Source organism: Streptomyces sp. NBC_01260 (assembly GCF_036226405.1).
Taxonomy (GTDB): Bacteria; Actinomycetota; Actinomycetes; order Streptomycetales; family Streptomycetaceae; genus Streptomyces; species Streptomyces laculatispora.
In genome coordinates this window covers 4,055,101-4,072,082 of the sequence record NZ_CP108464.1, presented here as the reverse complement: position 1 = coordinate 4,072,082, position 16,982 = coordinate 4,055,101, and the positions used below count along the sequence as shown (strand labels likewise).

The 16,982-nt window shown below is 68.8% G+C and carries 17 protein-coding genes and 2 pseudogenes; 12 read left to right on the top strand and 7 right to left on the bottom strand.

Annotated elements, in window-relative coordinates:
• Window positions 1–30 precede the first annotated feature (30 nt).
• The 4 genes from rpsF (at window position 31) to rplI (ending at window position 1,771) form a co-directional block, all read left to right on the top strand.
• Window positions 31–321 carry a 30S ribosomal protein S6 gene (gene rpsF, locus OG322_RS18115; RefSeq protein ID WP_018101872.1) on the top strand — a complete coding sequence of 97 codons (291 nt, stop codon included), beginning with the start codon at window positions 31–33 and terminating at the stop codon, window positions 319–321.
• A 74-nt stretch (window positions 322–395) separates the two neighbouring features.
• On the top strand, window positions 396–1,025 hold the full coding sequence (locus OG322_RS18110; protein ID WP_123460460.1) for a single-stranded DNA-binding protein: 630 nt from the start codon (window positions 396–398) through the stop codon (window positions 1,023–1,025).
• Window positions 1,026–1,069: 44 nt separating this feature from the next.
• Complete coding sequence (rpsR, locus tag OG322_RS18105; RefSeq protein WP_003967857.1) at window positions 1,070–1,306, top strand: 30S ribosomal protein S18; 237 nt, start codon at window positions 1,070–1,072, stop codon at window positions 1,304–1,306.
• Window positions 1,307–1,324: 18 nt separating this feature from the next.
• Window positions 1,325–1,771 (top strand): 50S ribosomal protein L9, encoded by a 447-nt coding sequence (gene rplI / locus OG322_RS18100; RefSeq protein ID WP_123460461.1) that lies wholly within the window; start codon window positions 1,325–1,327, stop codon window positions 1,769–1,771.
• 127 nt (window positions 1,772–1,898) lie between these two features.
• Here the strand turns inward: rplI and OG322_RS18095 are convergent, their stop codons facing one another.
• Window positions 1,899–3,236: an MATE family efflux transporter gene (locus tag OG322_RS18095; RefSeq protein ID WP_124284529.1), complete on the bottom strand. Its 1,338-nt coding sequence runs from the start codon at window positions 3,234–3,236 to the stop codon at window positions 1,899–1,901.
• Between the two features lie 459 nt (window positions 3,237–3,695).
• Here OG322_RS18095 and dnaB point away from each other — a divergent pair, with 459 nt between their 5' ends.
• A complete protein-coding gene (gene dnaB / locus OG322_RS18090; RefSeq protein WP_266411508.1) occupies window positions 3,696–5,174 on the top strand; it encodes a replicative DNA helicase in 1,479 nt (492 codons plus the stop codon).
• Between the two features lie 36 nt (window positions 5,175–5,210).
• Window positions 5,211–5,447: pseudogene (locus OG322_RS18085) on the top strand (transposase); the annotation flags it as partial.
• 10 nt (window positions 5,448–5,457) lie between these two features.
• Here the strand turns inward: OG322_RS18085 and OG322_RS18080 are convergent.
• Entirely contained in the window at window positions 5,458–5,949 is a 492-nt protein-coding gene (locus tag OG322_RS18080) for a hypothetical protein (protein ID WP_241200069.1), read from the bottom strand.
• A 125-nt stretch (window positions 5,950–6,074) separates the two neighbouring features.
• Here OG322_RS18080 and OG322_RS18075 point away from each other — a divergent pair, with 125 nt between their 5' ends.
• From OG322_RS18075 to OG322_RS18065, 3 genes are all read left to right on the top strand, one after another.
• Window positions 6,075–7,289, top strand: a complete 1,215-nt coding sequence (locus OG322_RS18075; RefSeq protein ID WP_123460463.1) for a sensor histidine kinase — start codon at window positions 6,075–6,077, stop codon at window positions 7,287–7,289.
• A gap of 50 nt (window positions 7,290–7,339) precedes the next feature.
• The gene (locus OG322_RS18070) at window positions 7,340–7,999 is read left to right on the top strand and encodes a response regulator (RefSeq protein WP_123460464.1); all 660 of its coding nucleotides are present in this window, start codon (window positions 7,340–7,342) and stop codon (window positions 7,997–7,999) included.
• Window positions 8,000–8,635: 636 nt separating this feature from the next.
• Window positions 8,636–9,469, top strand: coding sequence for a PIG-L family deacetylase (locus tag OG322_RS18065; protein ID WP_123460465.1), 834 nt, complete (start codon window positions 8,636–8,638; stop codon window positions 9,467–9,469).
• 271 nt (window positions 9,470–9,740) lie between these two features.
• Here OG322_RS18065 and OG322_RS18060 read toward each other — a convergent pair whose 3' ends face one another.
• The gene (locus tag OG322_RS18060; protein WP_124285235.1) at window positions 9,741–10,397 is read right to left on the bottom strand and encodes a TetR/AcrR family transcriptional regulator; all 657 of its coding nucleotides are present in this window, start codon (window positions 10,395–10,397) and stop codon (window positions 9,741–9,743) included.
• A gap of 134 nt (window positions 10,398–10,531) precedes the next feature.
• On the opposite strand from OG322_RS18060, the gene OG322_RS18055 reads away from it, so the two are divergent.
• Window positions 10,532–11,725, top strand: a complete 1,194-nt coding sequence (locus OG322_RS18055) for an acyl-CoA dehydrogenase family protein (RefSeq protein ID WP_329306679.1) — start codon at window positions 10,532–10,534, stop codon at window positions 11,723–11,725.
• A 13-nt stretch (window positions 11,726–11,738) separates the two neighbouring features.
• On the opposite strand, the gene OG322_RS18050 is transcribed toward OG322_RS18055, so the two are convergent.
• The gene (locus OG322_RS18050; protein ID WP_329306678.1) at window positions 11,739–12,581 is read right to left on the bottom strand and encodes a dienelactone hydrolase family protein; all 843 of its coding nucleotides are present in this window, start codon (window positions 12,579–12,581) and stop codon (window positions 11,739–11,741) included.
• Window positions 12,582–12,767: 186 nt separating this feature from the next.
• On the opposite strand from OG322_RS18050, the pseudogene OG322_RS18045 reads away from it, so the two are divergent.
• Window positions 12,768–13,246 (top strand): annotated as a pseudogene (locus tag OG322_RS18045) (SDR family oxidoreductase); the annotation flags it as partial.
• A gap of 122 nt (window positions 13,247–13,368) precedes the next feature.
• Window positions 13,369–14,751, top strand: coding sequence for a serine hydrolase domain-containing protein (locus OG322_RS18040; RefSeq protein ID WP_329306677.1), 1,383 nt, complete (start codon window positions 13,369–13,371; stop codon window positions 14,749–14,751).
• A 72-nt stretch (window positions 14,752–14,823) separates the two neighbouring features.
• Here the strand turns inward: OG322_RS18040 and OG322_RS18035 are convergent, their stop codons facing one another.
• Genes OG322_RS18035 through OG322_RS18025 form a run of 3 tightly spaced genes read right to left on the bottom strand, consistent with a single transcriptional unit; the run spans window position 14,824 to window position 16,975 of the window.
• Window positions 14,824–15,987 (bottom strand): winged helix DNA-binding domain-containing protein, encoded by a 1,164-nt coding sequence (locus OG322_RS18035; RefSeq protein ID WP_329306676.1) that lies wholly within the window; start codon window positions 15,985–15,987, stop codon window positions 14,824–14,826.
• Between the two features lie 29 nt (window positions 15,988–16,016).
• Entirely contained in the window at window positions 16,017–16,469 is a 453-nt protein-coding gene (locus tag OG322_RS18030; RefSeq protein WP_123460468.1) for a GNAT family N-acetyltransferase, read from the bottom strand.
• Between the two features lie 47 nt (window positions 16,470–16,516).
• Window positions 16,517–16,975, bottom strand: a complete 459-nt coding sequence (locus tag OG322_RS18025; RefSeq protein WP_123460469.1) for a MarR family winged helix-turn-helix transcriptional regulator — start codon at window positions 16,973–16,975, stop codon at window positions 16,517–16,519.
• Between the last annotated feature and the right edge of the window lie 7 nt (window positions 16,976–16,982).

Genomic DNA, 16,982 nt, shown 5'->3' with positions numbered 1-16,982 from the left:
GCCGCTGAGTCCAAAGGAGGTGGGTTCCACATGCGTCACTACGAGGTGATGGTCATCCTCGACCCCGATCTCGAGGAGCGAGCAGTCTCCCCGCTGATCGAGAACTTCCTCTCCGTCGTCCGTGAGGGCGAAGGAAAGGTTGAGAAGGTCGACACCTGGGGCCGTCGTCGTCTCGCTTACGAGATCAAGAAGAAGCCCGAGGGCATCTACTCGGTCATCGACCTGCAGGCCGAGCCTGCGGTCGTCAAGGAGCTCGACCGCCAGATGAACCTGAACGAGTCGGTCCTCCGGACCAAGGTCCTCCGTCCCGAGATCCACTGAGCTTCTAGCTCAGTGGTCATCGGGTTCGAGTAGCAGCAAGCAGCCAGAAGCAATCCCCGCCGAGAGGTTCATCCATGGCAGGCGAGACCGTCATCACGGTCGTCGGCAATCTCGTCGACGACCCCGAGCTGCGCTTCACCCCGTCCGGTGCGGCGGTCGCGAAGTTCCGCGTCGCGTCCACTCCCCGCATCTTCGACCGGCAGACCAATGAGTGGAAGGACGGCGAAGGCCTGTTCCTCACCTGCTCGGTCTGGCGGCAGGCGGCGGAGAACGTCGCCGAGTCGCTCACGCGAGGCATGCGCGTTGTCGTGCAGGGCCGGCTGAAGCAGCGGTCGTACGAAGACCGCGAGGGCGTCAAGCGCACGGTCTACGAGCTGGATGTCGAGGAAGTCGGCCCCAGTCTCAAGAACGCCACCGCCAAGGTCACCAAGACCACCGGTCGCGGTGGCCAGGGCGGCCAGGGCCAGGGTGGATACGGCGGCGGTCAGCAGGGTGGCGGTAACTGGGGCGGCGGTCCCGGTGCTGGTGGCCAGCAGGGTGGTGGCGGTGCTCCCGCCGACGACCCGTGGGCCACGAGCGCGCCGTCCGGCGGCCAGCAGGGCGGGGGCCAGCAGAGCGGCGGAGGCGGCTGGGGCGGAAGCTCCGGCGGTTCCGGTGGCTCTGGTGCATCTGGCGGCGGCTACTCGGACGAGCCGCCCTTCTAAGGGCAGCTCGTACCCCCACTTCTTGATCACACAGGAGAAACACCATGGCGAAGCCGCCTGTGCGCAAGCCTAAGAAGAAGGTCTGCGCGTTCTGCAAGGACAAGACCCAGTACGTGGACTACAAGGACACGAACATGCTGCGGAAGTTCATTTCCGACCGTGGCAAGATCCGTGCCCGCCGCGTCACCGGCAACTGCACTCAGCACCAGCGTGACGTCGCCACGGCTGTCAAGAACAGCCGTGAGATGGCGCTGCTGCCCTACACGTCCACCGCGCGATAAGGGAAGGGTGACCGAATCATGAAGATCATCCTCACCCACGAGGTCTCCGGCCTCGGTGCTGCTGGCGACGTCGTTGACGTCAAGGACGGGTACGCCCGTAACTACCTGGTTCCGCGTGGCTTTGCCATCCGCTGGACCAAGGGTGGCGAGAAGGACGTGGCGCAGATCCGCCGCGCCCGCAAGATCCACGAGATCGCCACGATCGAGCAGGCCAACGAGATCAAGTCCAAGCTCGAGGCCGTGAAGGTCCGTCTGGCTGTTCGCTCCGGCGACGCCGGCCGTCTCTTCGGCTCCGTCACCCCGGCCGACATCGCCTCGGCGATCAAGGCTGCCGGTGGTCCGGACGTCGACAAGCGTCGCGTCGAGCTCGGCTCGCCGATCAAGACGCTCGGCGGACACCAGGTGTCCGTGCGTCTGCACCCCGAGGTCGCTGCGAAGCTCGGCATCGAGGTTATTGCTGCCTGACCAGGCCGCATCTCAGCAGAACAGTGAAGGGCCGCACCTCTTGAGGTGCGGCCCTTCGCCGTTTCCGGCTTCGGGAGCTTGCTGGATGCCTGGCTGTTTCACGTGAAACGGCCAGGCATCCAGCGGCTCAGCGAGCGGCGCCGGTGACCAGCCACTTGCCTGAGCGGGTACGGATCCAGAGAGTCGCCATGCGAACGGCCATCATCAGAGCCATCGCGCACCACAGCGCTGTCAGCCCGCCGCCGAGGGCAGGAACCAGCAGGGCCACCGGGGCGAAGACGGCCAGGGTGACGAGCATGGCCCAGGCCAGATACGGACCGTCCCCGGCGCCCATCAGTACGCCGTCCAGAACGAAGACGACCCCGGAGATCGGCTGGGTCAGGGCCACCACCAGCAAGGCGGGGAAGAGGGTGTCCTGGACGGACTGGTCGCTGGTGAACAACGGCACGAACAGGGGACGGGCGAGAACGATCAGCACTCCGAACAGCACACCGGAGGCAACGCCCCACTCCACCATGCGGCGGCAGGCCTCACGGGCGCCCTTTGCGTCATCGGCCCCCAAGTACCGCCCGATGATGGCCTGCCCGGCGATGGCGATGGCGTCCAGCGCGAAGGCCATCAGGCTCCAGAGCGAGAGGATGATCTGGTGCGCGGCCAGGTCGGTGTCGCCCAGCCGGGCGGCGACGGCGGTGGCGATGAGCAGGACGGCGCGGAGTGACAGCGTACGGACCAGGAGGGGCACCCCGGCCTGGGCGCTGGCCCTGATGCCTGCGGCGTCGGGGCGCAGCGAGGCCCCGTGTCGCCGCGCGCCTCGGACCACCACGACGAGATAGGCGACCGCCATCGAGATCTGGGCGATCACCGTGCCCCAGGCCGATCCGGCAATGCCGAGTCCGGCGCCGTAGACGAGCCCCGCGTTGAGGGCTCCGTTTGCGGCGAAGCCGCCGATGGCGACATAGAGCGGGGTGCGGGTGTTCTGCAGGCCCCGGAGCACACCGGTCGCGGCCATCACTACGAGCATCGCGGGGATGCCGAGGCTGGAGATCCGCAGATAGGTGGTGGCGTAGGGGGCCGCGGTGTGGGAGGCACCGAAGACTTCCACGAGCCAGGGGGCCAGAGGGAGAGTCACAGCGATGACCGCGAGGCCGAGCAGGATGGCCAGCCAGATGCCGTCCATGCCCTGGCGGATCGCGGAGGTCAGGTCCCCGGCACCGACCCGCCGGGCGACCGCTGCTGTGGTGGCGTAGGCAAGGAAGACGAAGATGCTCACGGCGGTCGTCAGGAGGGCCGCGGCAACGGCCAGGCCGGCCAGTTGCGGGGTCCCGAGATGGCCGACGATGGCGCTGTCGACCATGACGAAAAGGGGCTCGGCCACGAGGGCGCCGAAGGCGGGAACAGCGAGCGCGATGATCTCGCGGTCGTGCCGACGGCGGCTGGGTGGCGGGCTCGCCGGTGCCTGGGTCATGGGGGTCAATCTAATCTTCCACAGGTAACAGATGCAATCCCTTATTGATCCTTACATGTGTGGGAGTTCGGTGTTCTGCTGCGCGTGGTTTGCCGTGATCTTGCGCCGACTCGGAAAGTTTTTCTCCCCCACAGCCGGTGGATGGGGAACGTGCAGGTCAGGCGGGTGATGGTGGGGGTGCTATGAGTTTGTCCACAGTGCTGTCCCCCGGTCCGTGCACAGGTTCTGCATGGTTCTCCACAGCATCTGGTCCGTCGTCCACATGCCCTGTGGATAACCAGATTGGCTGACGGTGCCGGGAGGCCTAACGTGGTGCGGCGCCCCCACCCCGTTTCGGCCCTGGAAACCGGCAGAACCCGACACACCGCAACCGGAGTCGGGCGTCTTGTTTGTCGGTGCCGTGCCGTAAGAAAGAGTGGCACGGCTAGGTCCGCGGAGCGGACGGGAGGAGGTGGCCGGATGAGTATTCCCGAGCCTTTGGACGACCCCTGGGCCGACACCGGTCCCAGTGACCGGCTGCCTGTTTCCCGTCAGCGCCGGGGTGAGGGCCGGGACCGCACCGAGCAGCACGACCGCGGCCGGGAGAGCAACGACTGGGAAGGCGGCTCCCCGGGATTCGAGCGGGTGCCGCCCCAGGACCTCGACGCGGAACAGTCCGTCCTCGGTGGCATGCTCCTGTCCAAGGACGCCATCGCCGATGTCGTGGAGATCATCAAGGGCCACGATTTCTACCGCCCCGCCCACGAGACCGTCTTTCAGGCGATCCTCGACCTCTATGCCAAGGGCGAGCCGGCCGACCCGATCACGGTGGCGGCCGAACTCGTCAAGCGCGGCGAGATCACCAAGGTGGGCGGAGCCCCGTATCTGCACACCCTGGTCCAGTCGGTGCCGACCGCGGCCAACGCTTCGTACTACGCGGAGATCGTTCACGAGCGGGCGGTACTCCGACGTCTCGTCGAGGCCGGCACGAAGATCACGCAGATGGGATATGCGGCCGACGGCGATGTCGACGACATCGTCAACTCCGCACAGGCCGAGATCTACGCCGTCACCGAGCAGCGGACCAGTGAGGACTACCTGCCGCTCGGCGACATCATGGAGGGCGCGCTCGACGAGATCGAGGCGATCGGTTCACGCAGCGGCGAGATGACGGGTGTACCGACCGGCTTCACCGACCTCGACGCTCTGACCAACGGCCTCCACCCGGGCCAGATGGTCGTCATCGCGGCCCGGCCCGCCATGGGTAAGTCCACGCTCGCCCTGGACTTCGCCCGGGCCTGTTCGATCAAGAGCAACCTGCCCAGCGTGATCTTCTCCCTGGAAATGGGGCGGAACGAGATCGCGATGCGACTGCTGTCCGCCGAGGCGCGGGTGGCACTCCACCACATGCGCTCCGGCACCATGACCGACGAGGACTGGACGCGGCTGGCGCGGCGGATGCCGGATGTCTCCGCCGCCCCGCTCTATATCGACGACTCCCCGAACCTCTCGATGATGGAGATCCGGGCGAAGTGCCGTCGCCTCAAGCAGCGCAACGATCTCAAGCTGGTGGTCATCGACTATCTGCAGCTGATGCAGTCCGGTGGATCGAAGCGTGCCGAGAGCCGTCAGCAGGAGGTCTCGGACATGTCCCGAAACCTCAAGCTGCTGGCCAAGGAACTGCAACTGCCGGTCATCGCACTCTCCCAGCTGAACCGTGGCCCCGAGCAGCGGACGGACAAGAAGCCGATGGTCTCCGACCTTCGAGAGTCCGGTTCCATCGAGCAGGACGCCGACATGGTGATCCTGCTGCACCGTGAGGACGCCTACGAGAAGGAGTCACCGCGGGCGGGCGAGGCGGACCTGATCGTGGCGAAGCACCGTAACGGTCCGACGGCGACGATCACCGTCGCCTTCCAGGGGCACTACTCGCGCTTCGTGGACATGGCGCAGACCTGACCGGCGATGTCGCAGGTTGTGGTCAAGGTGCCGGTGCCGCCGCAGACAACGGCTTACCGGTGGATGCAGGAGCTGGAGCGACGCCATCCGACGTTCCGGCTGAGCACGCAGCGCAACCGCGACGTCGCCGACCGACCCCGGGGCGTCTACGGAAAGCTGCGGCCCACGCGGCCGGGCGAGTACGTGCTGATGAACACCACGCGGCTGGAGGTGTTCGCGCCCGACCCGATGACGCTGCGGTGGATGCAGGCGGAGTTGACCGTTGCGATGGACTGTCAATGCTCTAGGCACGCCGCGCCGGGCGTGTGGCGAGCGCCGCGCACAGGGCCGCGAGAGGGAGTTCCGCGGCCGCGGCCATGACGACAGCGGTGGCCAGTTCCGGGCCGGGAGCGGCAGTGGCGAGATCGATGCAGGTATCGGCGAGGAGGAGCACTGCCGCGGCGGCCGCGGGCGCCCGGTGACGAGTGCCGGCGCACAGCAGGCGGCTGCCGGCGGTGAGCAGCGCGGCGGCCTCCAGGGCGTCGAGGGTGACCCAGGCGGCGGCCTCGGCGGGCGGCAGGGTCCCGGCGAGGTAGCCGAGCCAGGGCAGCAGGGCGAGCCCCGCGCCCATCAGTATGCGGCTCTGCCAGCAGCGGGCGCGGCTGAGGTGCGCGGAACCGCGGGCGGCGCCGAATGTGGGGCAACTACCCGTTCGGGAAGGGGAGGTGAAGGCGATGAAGGCCACGACGGAGGTCTCCTCCGGTGTCACGAACCCGGCCGTCGGGCTCGTGATCAACCCTCCGATTTCCGACGGCAGGAGTCAGTAACACCGCTGTCCGTCTTGGGGTGGCACTAGCTATACCCCTGATACGGACGGCAGTTGCATGGCAGACTGCGGCGCCCGGCACCTACGTTTAGACCATGAAAATCCCGCCTCGGCAGCGGCGTGCGCTCAACCGCCTGACCCGCGATACGTCCTTCCTCGCTCTAGGGGCGCCGCTACACCTCCTCATGGGGTTCCTGCTGCTCATGATTTTCGGCCTCGTGTGGGAGGTCATCGCGGGGCGGGACAGCAGCGCGCCGGCGGTCCTGGGGTTTGCGCTGGTGCTGACGGTGTTCGCCGTGCCGGCGCTGACCGCGGCCCAGCGCTGGCGTTTCCGGCAGCTGCTCGGGATCGACATCCCCCGCCCGGGGTGGCGGCGGCCGTGGCGCCAGTTCGGTCACCACTGCCTGGTCGGGGCGCTGTTCGGCTGGCTCGAAGTGTTGGTGGTGGGGCTGCTGGTGGCCGGGGTGAGCGCGTCGCTGACCTTTGCGTGGGTCTACGCGCTGCCCTGGCAGTGGCGGATCGAGCATCTCGGCTACTCCGTACAGGCGGGGTACATCTCCGTGGCAGGGCTGGTCGTGCTGGCCACCGTCCCGGGCCTGGCCGCCGCCCTCGTGCGCCTTGAGAGCCATGTGGTGCCCGCCCTGCTCGGCCGCAGCAGGGAAGAGGACCTGGCGCGGCGGGTCGAGGACCTCACCGAGAGCCGGGCCGGGGCAGTGGACGCCGCGGATGCCGAACGGCGCCGTATCGAACGGGATCTGCACGACGGCGCCCAGCAGCGACTGGTGTCGCTGGCGCTGAATCTGGGTCTCGCCAAGGCCACGCTGGCGGATCTGCCGCCGGAGGCGCGGGAAGTGATCGACACGGCGCACCGGGAGGCGAAGGAGGCGATCGAGGAGCTGAGCGGTCTTGTGCGTGGGCTGCACCCGGCCGTCCTGGACGAACTCGGGCTGGATGCGGCGCTGTCGGGACTCGCGGCCCGCGCCCCGCTGCCGGTACGGCTGCGTGTGGATCTGCCGCAACGGCTGGCGCCGGCGATCGAGGCGGTCGCGTACTTCGTGGTCTCCGAGGCGCTGACGAATGTCGCCAAGCACGCACAGGAGTCGACCCGGGTGGATGTGACGGTCACCCGGCTGGGCGAGATAATGCGGGTGGTGATCGCCGACGATGGTCTGGGCGGCGCCGATCCCTCCAAGGGGAGCGGTCTTGCGGGGCTTGCCCAGCGCGTGCGGTCCGTGGACGGAACATTCCGGATGAGCAGCCCCGTGGGGGGCCCGACCATGATGAGCGTGGAGCTGCCGTGCCCGAGATGAGGAGTGCCGCGCCTGGCACGGGACAAGAGGCGCCCGATGTGCGGTGTGAGATGCCCGATGTGCGGCGTGCCGTGATCGCCGAGGACTCCGTACTGCTGCGGGTCGGACTGGTCAAGGTGGTGGAGATGGCTGGCTTTGAGGTGGCGGCCGAGGTGGGCGACGCACACGGGCTGCTGGCCGCGGTCGAGAAGCATCGGCCCGACCTGGCGGTGGTGGACGTCCGGATGCCGCCCGGCTTCACGGACGAGGGGGTGCGTGCCGCGCTGTCGATCCGCCGGAGCCGGCCGTCGACCGCCGTGTTGCTGCTCTCCCAGTACGTCGAGGAGCGCTATGCGGCCGACCTGCTCGCCGCCAACATCAGCGGGGTGGGCTATCTGCTCAAACAACGGGTCGCGGATGTCGAGGAGTTCATCGAGGCGCTGCAACGGGTGGCGGACGGCGGTACCGCGCTCGACCCGCAGGTCGTCGCCCAGCTATTGGTGCGGCGGCCGAGCGATCCGCTGGAACGGCTGACGGCCCGCGAACGGGAGGTGCTGGCCCTGATGGCCGAGGGCCGCTCCAACGCGGGCATCGCCGCCCAGCTCGTGGTCAGCGAGAGCGCGGTCGCCAAGCACATCAACAACATCCTCGCCAAACTCGACTTCCCCAAGGCGGACGCCGACCACCGCCGGGTACTGGCGGTGCTGCATTTCTTGGGAGTGGGTGTCTAGTGATCCTCCCGGCCGGCAAGCTTGCCCCCGTCGCGTCGTCCAGCACGCACGCTCGCCGCGTTGGCCAAAAGCCCTGGTAGTCCCTTCCCCAAGCTCTCAACTTCGTTCAAGCAGGGGAGACCCCATCCAAGGACTTCCGGCCGCCTTGCGATCGCACGCACTGGACGACGCTCGGAGTACTGGGCGCCACAGACGCCTCCGGGCCCGCGCGCCGAGGAAAATGACACGCACCATGGGAATCCGGCACTGACACGATGCTGGAACGGTGCGCGAAGCCGCACGTCGGCCGAGGTGACGGTAAAACAGGTAATGGGAACCGACAGATGCTGTGGGGTGTCAGATTTCATGTCGGGACCCCACGGCTGGTGCCGGATGGAAGCCGGATCCGACGCGGCGCCGAAACGTGCAGGTCGCGGCTGTACCTCGTTCGCGTGGAAACGCCGACGCCTGCTGAGCGGCCGCGCCGGGAACAGCCGGCCCGGCCGGCACGGTTGCATCGACTGAGGGACCGGCGCCGCGCGGGCGGGGATCACGGAGACCACGAGGTCGTCCGCCCCACCAGGATCCGGGCCCCAGGATCGCGGTACGCCCGCCGCGCACTCGGACCAAGACGTATTTCTGCAGGAGGACTGTTTCATGACAGACCGGCCCTTGACGCTGATGGCAGTACACGCCCATCCCGACGACGAGGCCACCGGAACCGGAGGAGTCCTCGCGCGGTACGCGGCGGAAGGCATCCGCACGGTTCTCGTGACGTGTACCGACGGCGGTTGCGGTGACGGACCGGGGGGTGTCAAGCCGGGCGACCGGGGGCACGATCCGGCGGCCGTCGCCTTGATACGCCGTCAGGAACTGGAGGCGAGCTGTGACGTCCTGAAGGTCAGCGACCTGGAGATGCTGGACTATGCCGACTCCGGGATGACCGGCTGGCCGAGCAACGACGCCCCCGGATCCTTCTGGCAGACCCCCGTGGAGGAAGGCGCCGCCCGGCTTGCGGAGCTCATGCGGCACTACCGGCCCGATGTGGTCGTCACCTACGACGAGAACGGCTTCTACGGCCACCCCGACCACATCCAGGCCCACCGCATCACGATGGCGGCGCTGGAGATGACCGAGCTGACACCGAAGGTGTACTGGACGACGATGCCCCGCTCGATGATGCAGGGGTTCTGGGAGACCCTGCGCGAGTTCCAGGAGGACATGCCGGAGCCGGATCCTGCCGAGGTCGCCGCGATGGCAGAGATCGGCCTCCCCGACGATGAGATCACCACGTGGGTGGACACCACCGCGTTCAGCGGTCAGAAGTTCGATGCGCTGGCCGCGCACGCCAGTCAGGGCGAGAACATCTTCTTCCTCAAGATGGGCAAGGAGAGGTTCGGCGAGCTGATGGGCATGGAGACCTTCGTACGGGTCAAGGACGCCACCGGCGCGGCCGTACCCGAGAACGATCTCTTCGCCGGTCTGCGCTGATCCGCCCGTCCGACCGGGGGCCGGGAAAGCTCATCGGCCGCACAGCGCGATCGAGCGGGTCACAGACCCGAAGGCTTGTCCGGGCGAGTTCCGTTCCGGCAGCCCGCGTCCAGGCCCTCGCCGACGGGGTCCGACCCGAGCGGCGAGAGCCTGCAGACGTTGTGGGTTCTCCACAGCCGCGCCATCTTCTCAGAGCTGACCGCATTCCGGTCCGGGCACTCGGCCGACGGCCCCGTCGCCGCACGACAGTCTTCCTCTGATGGGCTCCCCACTACGTGGGGAGCCTCGTGCCCCGCCAGCGATCGGGCGTCATCAGATAGGCGACCGCCATATCGCTGAGCTGGTCGGCGAACTGCTTCCACGCCGGCCTGCCGGGCAGCTTGTCCGGCCGCAGCACGGCGTGGATGCACGCCCCCACAATGGTCCGCGCGATCACATCGAGAGCCATCCCGGGGTCCGACCGCAGGATCTCCGCTCGGTGCGGCTCGGCAGCCTCAAGGAGCAGCCGTCGCGTCTCGGCGAGTGCCCGCCTGCCCCGTTCCTCCGCCTCCGACTGCGGACCCGCGTGCAGCAGGAAGGGGAAGAACCGGCCGCCGTCGCCCATCGCCTCGGCCAGGACGTGCGAGTAGACCTCGATCACACCCGCCAGGCACCCGTCCGCGGTGCTGAGCCGCGCGCTGAGGCGCCCCTCCACCTGGGTCAGTATCCGGTCCTGGACGGCGGCGATGAGCTGTTCCTTGCCCGCGAACCGGCGGTAGATCGCGCCCACAGAGACACTGGCCCGTGCGGCCACGGCGGCCATGGTGAAGTCCTCGAACCCGGCGGTGGCCAGCACGTCCTCAGCGGCCTGCAGCACCCGCTGCAGCTTCTCGCGGCTGCGCGCCTGCTGGGGTTCGCGAAAGCCGTCCACGGGCGCTGCCTCTGACATCACGAAGGGCGATGGTACAGGCCCGTGATCGGCGCGCCCGTGGTGTGTTGACATGTGCATCTCTTCCGCAGCACGATGTGAACCGGAATGTCTGTTCGCATTTTACGCTCTTGTTCCCCCGGAGAGATGTACACATGACGACCGCCGAACCCATCGCCCCCCACGACATCCGCACGCTCCTCTCGACCATCGGTGCGCGGCTCCACGAACTCGCGGACACCGGGTTCCGCAGCGACAGGGACAACACCGACCCCTTGGACAACCTGGCACTCCTCTCGGAGACAGGTGCCTCCCGCATCGTCGTTCCCGCCGCCTACGGCGGCCTGTGGGACGGCACGCCGCTCGGCGGCATCGGCGCCTTCATCCGTGCCATCACCGAGATCAGCACCGGGGACGGCCCCACCGGACAGAACTGGGCCACCACCGGACTCGTCGCCCGCGAGGTCTTCGACGAGAACAGCGGCCTGCCCGAGGAGACCCGCCGGGAATTGGCGGACCGGCTGCTGAACGAGGGCCTGAGGCTCGTCGCGTCCAACGCTGAGACGGGCGTGAACGGAAAAGTCACCGCCCGCCCCGTGGACGGCGGCGTGATCCTCAGCGGGACCAAGTCCTTCAACACCAACAGCGGCGGCCACGGAATCGCCAACGTCGGATGCCTCCTGCAAGGGGAGCACCCTGCCCGCCACCACGTGCTGGTGGAACTGACCCACCCCGATGTCGAACTGCACGGCGACTGGGACAACATGGGCCAGCGCGGTACCCGCAGTCAGACCATCACCTATCACGACGTCTTCGTACCCAACGGATGGCACTACGCCGCGAACACGCCGTCCCCGGCATTCCTCGGCGCGGTGATGCTGCTGCACTCCGCCTTGATGCAGGGCATCGGGGACGGCGCCCTCACCGCCCTGATCCAGTACGTCCGCACGATGAAGCGCGGCACGCTCCCCCAGTTCGCCACCGCGGCCGAGGACCCCCTGATCCTGCGCAGGATAGGAAGCCTGTCGAGCCGGCTGGCAGCTTCCCGTGCGCTTCTGTTCACCGCGGCCGATCAGATCGAGGCCGCCCACGACGGCGCGATTGAAGCCGCCGCGGTGGACTGCTTCCGTGCCAAGGCCGCCTGCGTGGAAGCTTCTCTTGAAGCCGCCGGCAGCATGCACGAGGTGGCCGGGGCCCGCAGCACCTCGAACGCGTACCGGCTCGACCGCTTCTGGCGCAATGCACGCACGTTCGCCTCCCATGACCCCATCGACGCCAAGAACGTCTACGTGGGCATGTTCGAGGTGTCCGGTGAGCTTCCGCCCCTCTCGACGATCGTCCGTATCTGATGCCGGATCAGCCCTACTGCGGAATGGACCGTTCGTGACAGGCGCAGCGTTCGCCTTCCCCGCACACCTCGACATGCGACCGGAACGGTCCGGCACCGGACGATGACGACGGCGGTCCCGATGCTCCGGCCGGTTCCGTGACGGGCAGGCACTCGGCGAGCAGGTCGACGACGTCGTTCCAGGCGCGCTGCGCGTGCCGTGGGTGGTAGCCGACGCCGGGGAGCACGGTGTGGTCGACCGGCGGGTGGTGGAAGGCGTGAAGGGCTCCGCCGTAGACCGCGAGGCGCCAGTCGACGCCCGCGGCCTGCATCTCGGCGGTGAACGCGTCCCGTTGTGCGGGCGGCATGATGGGGTCCTCTGACCCGACCCCGGCCCACACCGGGCAGCGAATGCGCGCCGCCTCGCCCGGTCGGCCTGTGGTCAGCGCGTTGACCGTCCCGATCGCGCGCAGGCTGGCGCCGTCGCGCCCGAGTTCCAGCGCGATTGCGCCCCCGGTGCCGTAGCCGACGGCGGCGATCCGGTCGGGGTCGGTCCGCGGTTCAGCCCGCAACACGTTGAGCGCCGCGTGGCCGATGCCCCGCATCCGGCCAGGGTCGGCGAGCAGCGGCATGCAACGCGCAAGCATCTCCTCGGGGTCGCCCAGGTAGCGCCCGCCGTGGAGGTCGAAGGCCAGGGCCACGTAACCCAGCTCGGCGAGCGCCTCGGCCCGGCGGCGCTCGACGTCGCTGAGCCCCAGGCCCTCTGGTCCGAGCAGCACCGCGGGCCGGCGGCCGATGCCGGCCGGGAGCGCGAGGTGCCCGGTCATCGTCAGGCTGTCGGCTGGGTACTCGACCGTGCGCGTTGCAATCGTCGTCATGGGACTCGACAGTAGCGATCGTCGAGCGCGGTCGGGCAGGTCTTCACCGTCGGCAGAGAACGGTCACAAAGATGCCTGCCACAGCGGGAGTTCCTCGACCATGGACGCCAGGTCCTTCACGCTTTCGGAGCCGCTTGGTGCGTATGGAGGTTCGCGACGGAGGGTTCATCAAGGCAGGGAGAGATCATGGCGGTGCTCGCAGGAAAGGCAGCTGTCGTTACCGGAGGCTCACGGGGGATCGGCCGGGCTGTCGTGCTGCGGCTCGCGCGGGATGGAGCGACCGTGGTCTTCAACTACGCGCAATCCCGGGACGCTGCGGATGAGGTCGTGCGACAGGCTGAGAAGACGGATGGGAACGCTATTGCGGTCCAGCTGGATCTGGCCGAGCCCAGTGCGGCCGAGGAGTTGTTAGCTACTGCCGAACGCCGACTCGGCGGCCTGGACATTCTGATCAACAACGCGGCTACACGGTATCGCCCGGCGCCACGGACACCGATCTTCTGAGAGCGGCCAACAAACCGGAGTGGCTGGCGGTGGCCATCGGAATGACCTCGCTCGGACACCTCGGCCAGCCCGAGGACGTGGCGGACGTCGTCGCTTTCCTTGCGGGTCCGGACGGACGTTGGCTGACGGGCCAGAACATTCGTGCCAACGGAGGCCTCTGCGAGCTCCGCTCCCGTGTGGTTGCCGTCGAAGAGGGCCGTCACGGGTACGGTCACGACGACGGGACCCGGGCGGGCCGCGAAATATGGTCGCCCCGGGCGGTCCGGGGCGGTAGTTGTTGATGATGACTACTCCTGTTGAACAGTTGCTTCCGGGTACGCAGCGCGCTCTGCTGCACCGCATCGCCACCGCCCAGACCGAAGGCCGCTCACCCTCCTTGGCCGCCGCTGTGCAGCGGCAGGGACAGACCGTCTGGAACGGCTCCCGCACCTGTGTCGACGGCCATGGCCCCGATGCCGACACACAGTTCAGAATCGGGTCCCTCACCAAGACGTTCACCGCGGTGCTGGTCCTGCGGCTGCGTGACGAGGGCCTGCTGGATCTGGCCGATCCGCTGGAGAAGCACCTGCCCGGAACGGGGGCGGGCGAGGCCACCATTCATCAGCTGCTGGGCCACAGCGCCGGACTCGGCGCGGAGTCGCCCGTTCCCTGGTGGGAACGGACGCCGGGCAGGCTGCGTCCCGAGCTCGCCGACGTGCTCGGTGAGCAGACCCGGATGCACGCTCCCGGCCGGCGTCACCACTACTCCAACCCGGGCTACACAGTGCTCGGAGCGCTGATCGAAACCATGCGTGGCGCGCCCTGGGCGCAGGTTCTGCGGCGTGAGCTCCTGGAGCCGCTGGGCATGCACCGTACGGGTCCGGAGCCGGAGGCACCCCATGCCGGGGGCTGGGCCGTCCATCCGTGGGCGGATGCCATGCTGCCCGAACCGGCTGAGGACCTCGGACTGATGGCGCCGGCCGGTCAGCTCTGGTCCACCACCGCCGATCTCCTCCGGTTCGCCGCCTTCCTTGCCGAGGGGGACGACCGGGTGCTCTGCACCGCTTCCGTGGAGGAGATGAAGGAGCCGTCCGCGCCGCCCGAGTCGGGGGACTGGGAAGGGAATTACGGTCTGGGGCTTCAGGTGATCCGGCGGAAGGGCCGTACGCTCGTCGGGCACACGGGGTCGCTTCCTGGATTTCTGGCCGCCCTGTGGTTCTGCGCCGAGGAGAATGTGGCCGCGGTCGTGTTCGCCAACGTCACCTCGGGTCCGCCGATCGGCGAGGTGGCCGCCGAGCTTGTGGACATCGTCGCCGAGGCTGAGCCCCGCATCCCGGAGCCATGGCGCCCGCTGCCCGAGGTGGACGCCGCACTTCTTGCGCTCACCGGCCCCTGGTACTGGGGCACGCGTCCCAACATCCTGCGGCTGACGCCCGATCGCGGACTGGAACTCCGCGGCCTCCGCGGCGATGGCCGCGGCGCTCGCTTCACCGCCCGGCCCGACGGCACCTGGATCGGGCTGGACGGCTATTACGCGGGGGAGACGCTGCGGATCGTCCGTAACGACGACGGCAGCGTGAACCATCTGGACCTGGGTTCGTTCGTCTTCACGCGCGAACCGTACGACCCCGCAGCAGATGTTCCGGGCGGGGTGGACGAGAACGGGTGGCGTGGCCTGGGAGGCTGAACGTCGTGTTTCACGTGAAACGCGGACCGGTCAGAGGGTGCCTGTTTCACGTGAAACACGGCAGCGGACCGGTCAGTCCGTCAACTCCCGTTCCAGCGGGGTGCGGAAGCGCGGTGTGATCCGCGCTTGCCCCACCCAGCCTGCCAGCCGGGATGCCTCCTCCTCGATTGCCGCGGAGGCGTCCCGGCCAGTGTCGGTCAGGAGCCGCCACACCGGCTCGCCGTTGGCGCGCTGTGCCCAACCGCCGATGATGCGGCCGTTCCACCACACGGTGGGGCCGATGTTGCCGGAGCGGTCGAAGAGGGCTGCCCGGTGTTCGGCGGCGAGGTGGAAACCGCGGTCGGCCCAGCCCATCGCGCTCGGGTCGAGCGCGGGCAGCAATGCCGCCCAGGGTTCCGGCGCCGGTTCGGACGCGGTGTCACCCGGCGCGACCCAGGCGGTGGAGCCGCCATCGAGCCGTACCTCCTCGGCTCCGACGGCCGCCAGCGCCTTGCTGACCTGCCCGAGCCCCCAGCCCGTCCACCACTTGAGGTCGGTCTCGGTCGCGGGGCCGTAGGAGCGGAGCCAGCGCAGGGCCAATTCCGCTTGTGCCCCGGCGGTTGCCGGTGCCGGCCGGGGTTCGGCAGCCGTCCAGCGGAACTGGCTGGACGTCCAGGAGCCCCGGGGCCGGTCCCGGCGGATCCGGCCTTCGGCGGCCAGTATGCGGATGACCCGGGAGGCCACCCCCTGTACCGCCTCGTACTTCTTGCCGGGGAAGACCGTGATCTTCGTACGCAGGGCCGGTACGGCGGCGGAGAGTTCGCTGCCGGTGGCCGTCCCGCGGGCGGTCAGGGCGGACAGGGTGGCCTTCTCCGTGTCTTCCAGCCAGCGCCCGCCCAGGCCCTGGCCGTCCTCGGCCAAGTGCTTCAGGAAGGTCCGGCGTTCCTTGGCCGCCACCGCGCGGGCGTTCGACGCTTCGATCTGCGGGGCCAGCGCTTCCGACACGGCGAAGAGGGTGTTGCGCATGGAGAGCAGCCGGACCAGTGACACGTCCTCGTACAGGGGCTTCTCCACGGCGGCGACGTTCGGTGTGCGGAGCCGGGCGCAGACAGACAGGAAGACGGTGGCCGCGTCGGTGGCGTGCAGCGCGACGAGGGCGTCGGCCACGGCCACCGGGGAGTCGGACCGCAGGGCGGGTGCCAGGAGATGGCGCCTGGCGAGCCTGGTCCGGCGCTGTTCGTCGCTGATGCGGTGCACCGTCGACCCCCTCGGATGCCGGTCTGCGGTCAGAGAGCGAGCTTGAAGCCCACGTGGCTGGCGACGAAGCCGAGCCGTTCGTAGAAGCGATGTGCGTCGGTCCGGGTCGCGTCCGATGTCAGCTGGACCAACTGGCAGTCCTGGCGCCGGGATTCGTCCACCGCCCACTGGATCAGCCGGGTGCCGAGTCCGCTGCCGCGTTCGTCTTTGTGCACACGGACACCCTCGACCACGGAGCGCGTCGAGCCGCGTCGGGAGAGGCCGGGGATCACCGTCAGCTGGAGTGTGCCGACGATCCGGTCCGCGCGCACGGCGACCATCAGGTGCTGGTTCGGATCCCCGGCCAGCCGCTGGAAGGCCGCGTGGTACGGCGTGAGGTCGTCCGGCGACTCGCGCCCGGCACCCAGCGCATCGTCGGCGAGCATGGCCACGATCTCGGAGAGGTCGTCGATGCCCGCGGCACGTATTTCCAGATCGCTCATGATCAGCAGCCTACGCAGCCGCCTCGGGCCACGCGGTGGCAATCGGGCTACACGGGGACCTTCAGCCCCTCGACCGCCCGCACGAGCGGGACCAGCTCGGGGTTCTTGGCGGCCTCGTCGAGTGCGGCGCGCAGGGCGGTGTCATTGGTCGGCCTGGCCTCGGCGAGCAGAGCGAGACCCGCCTCGGTGACATCGGTGTAGATGCCCCTGCGGTCGGTGTCGCAGAGGTACCGGGTCAGCAGATCGCGGTCCTCCAGGCGGGTGACCAGGCGGGTGGTGGCGCTCTGGCTGAGTACGACGGCGTCGGCCACCTGCTTCATCTGCAGATGTCCGCCTGGTCCGCTGTGCTGCCGGCTCAGTACGTCCAGCAGTGAGTACTCCCTCACGCTGAGGTCGTGCCGGCTCTGCAGGGCACGCTCGATACGGGCCTCGATCTTCCCGTGGAGCAGGGAGAGCGCGCACCAGCCCTGGGAGAGGGCGGTCAGTGCCGGGTCCGTCGCTGTCATGGGTGTC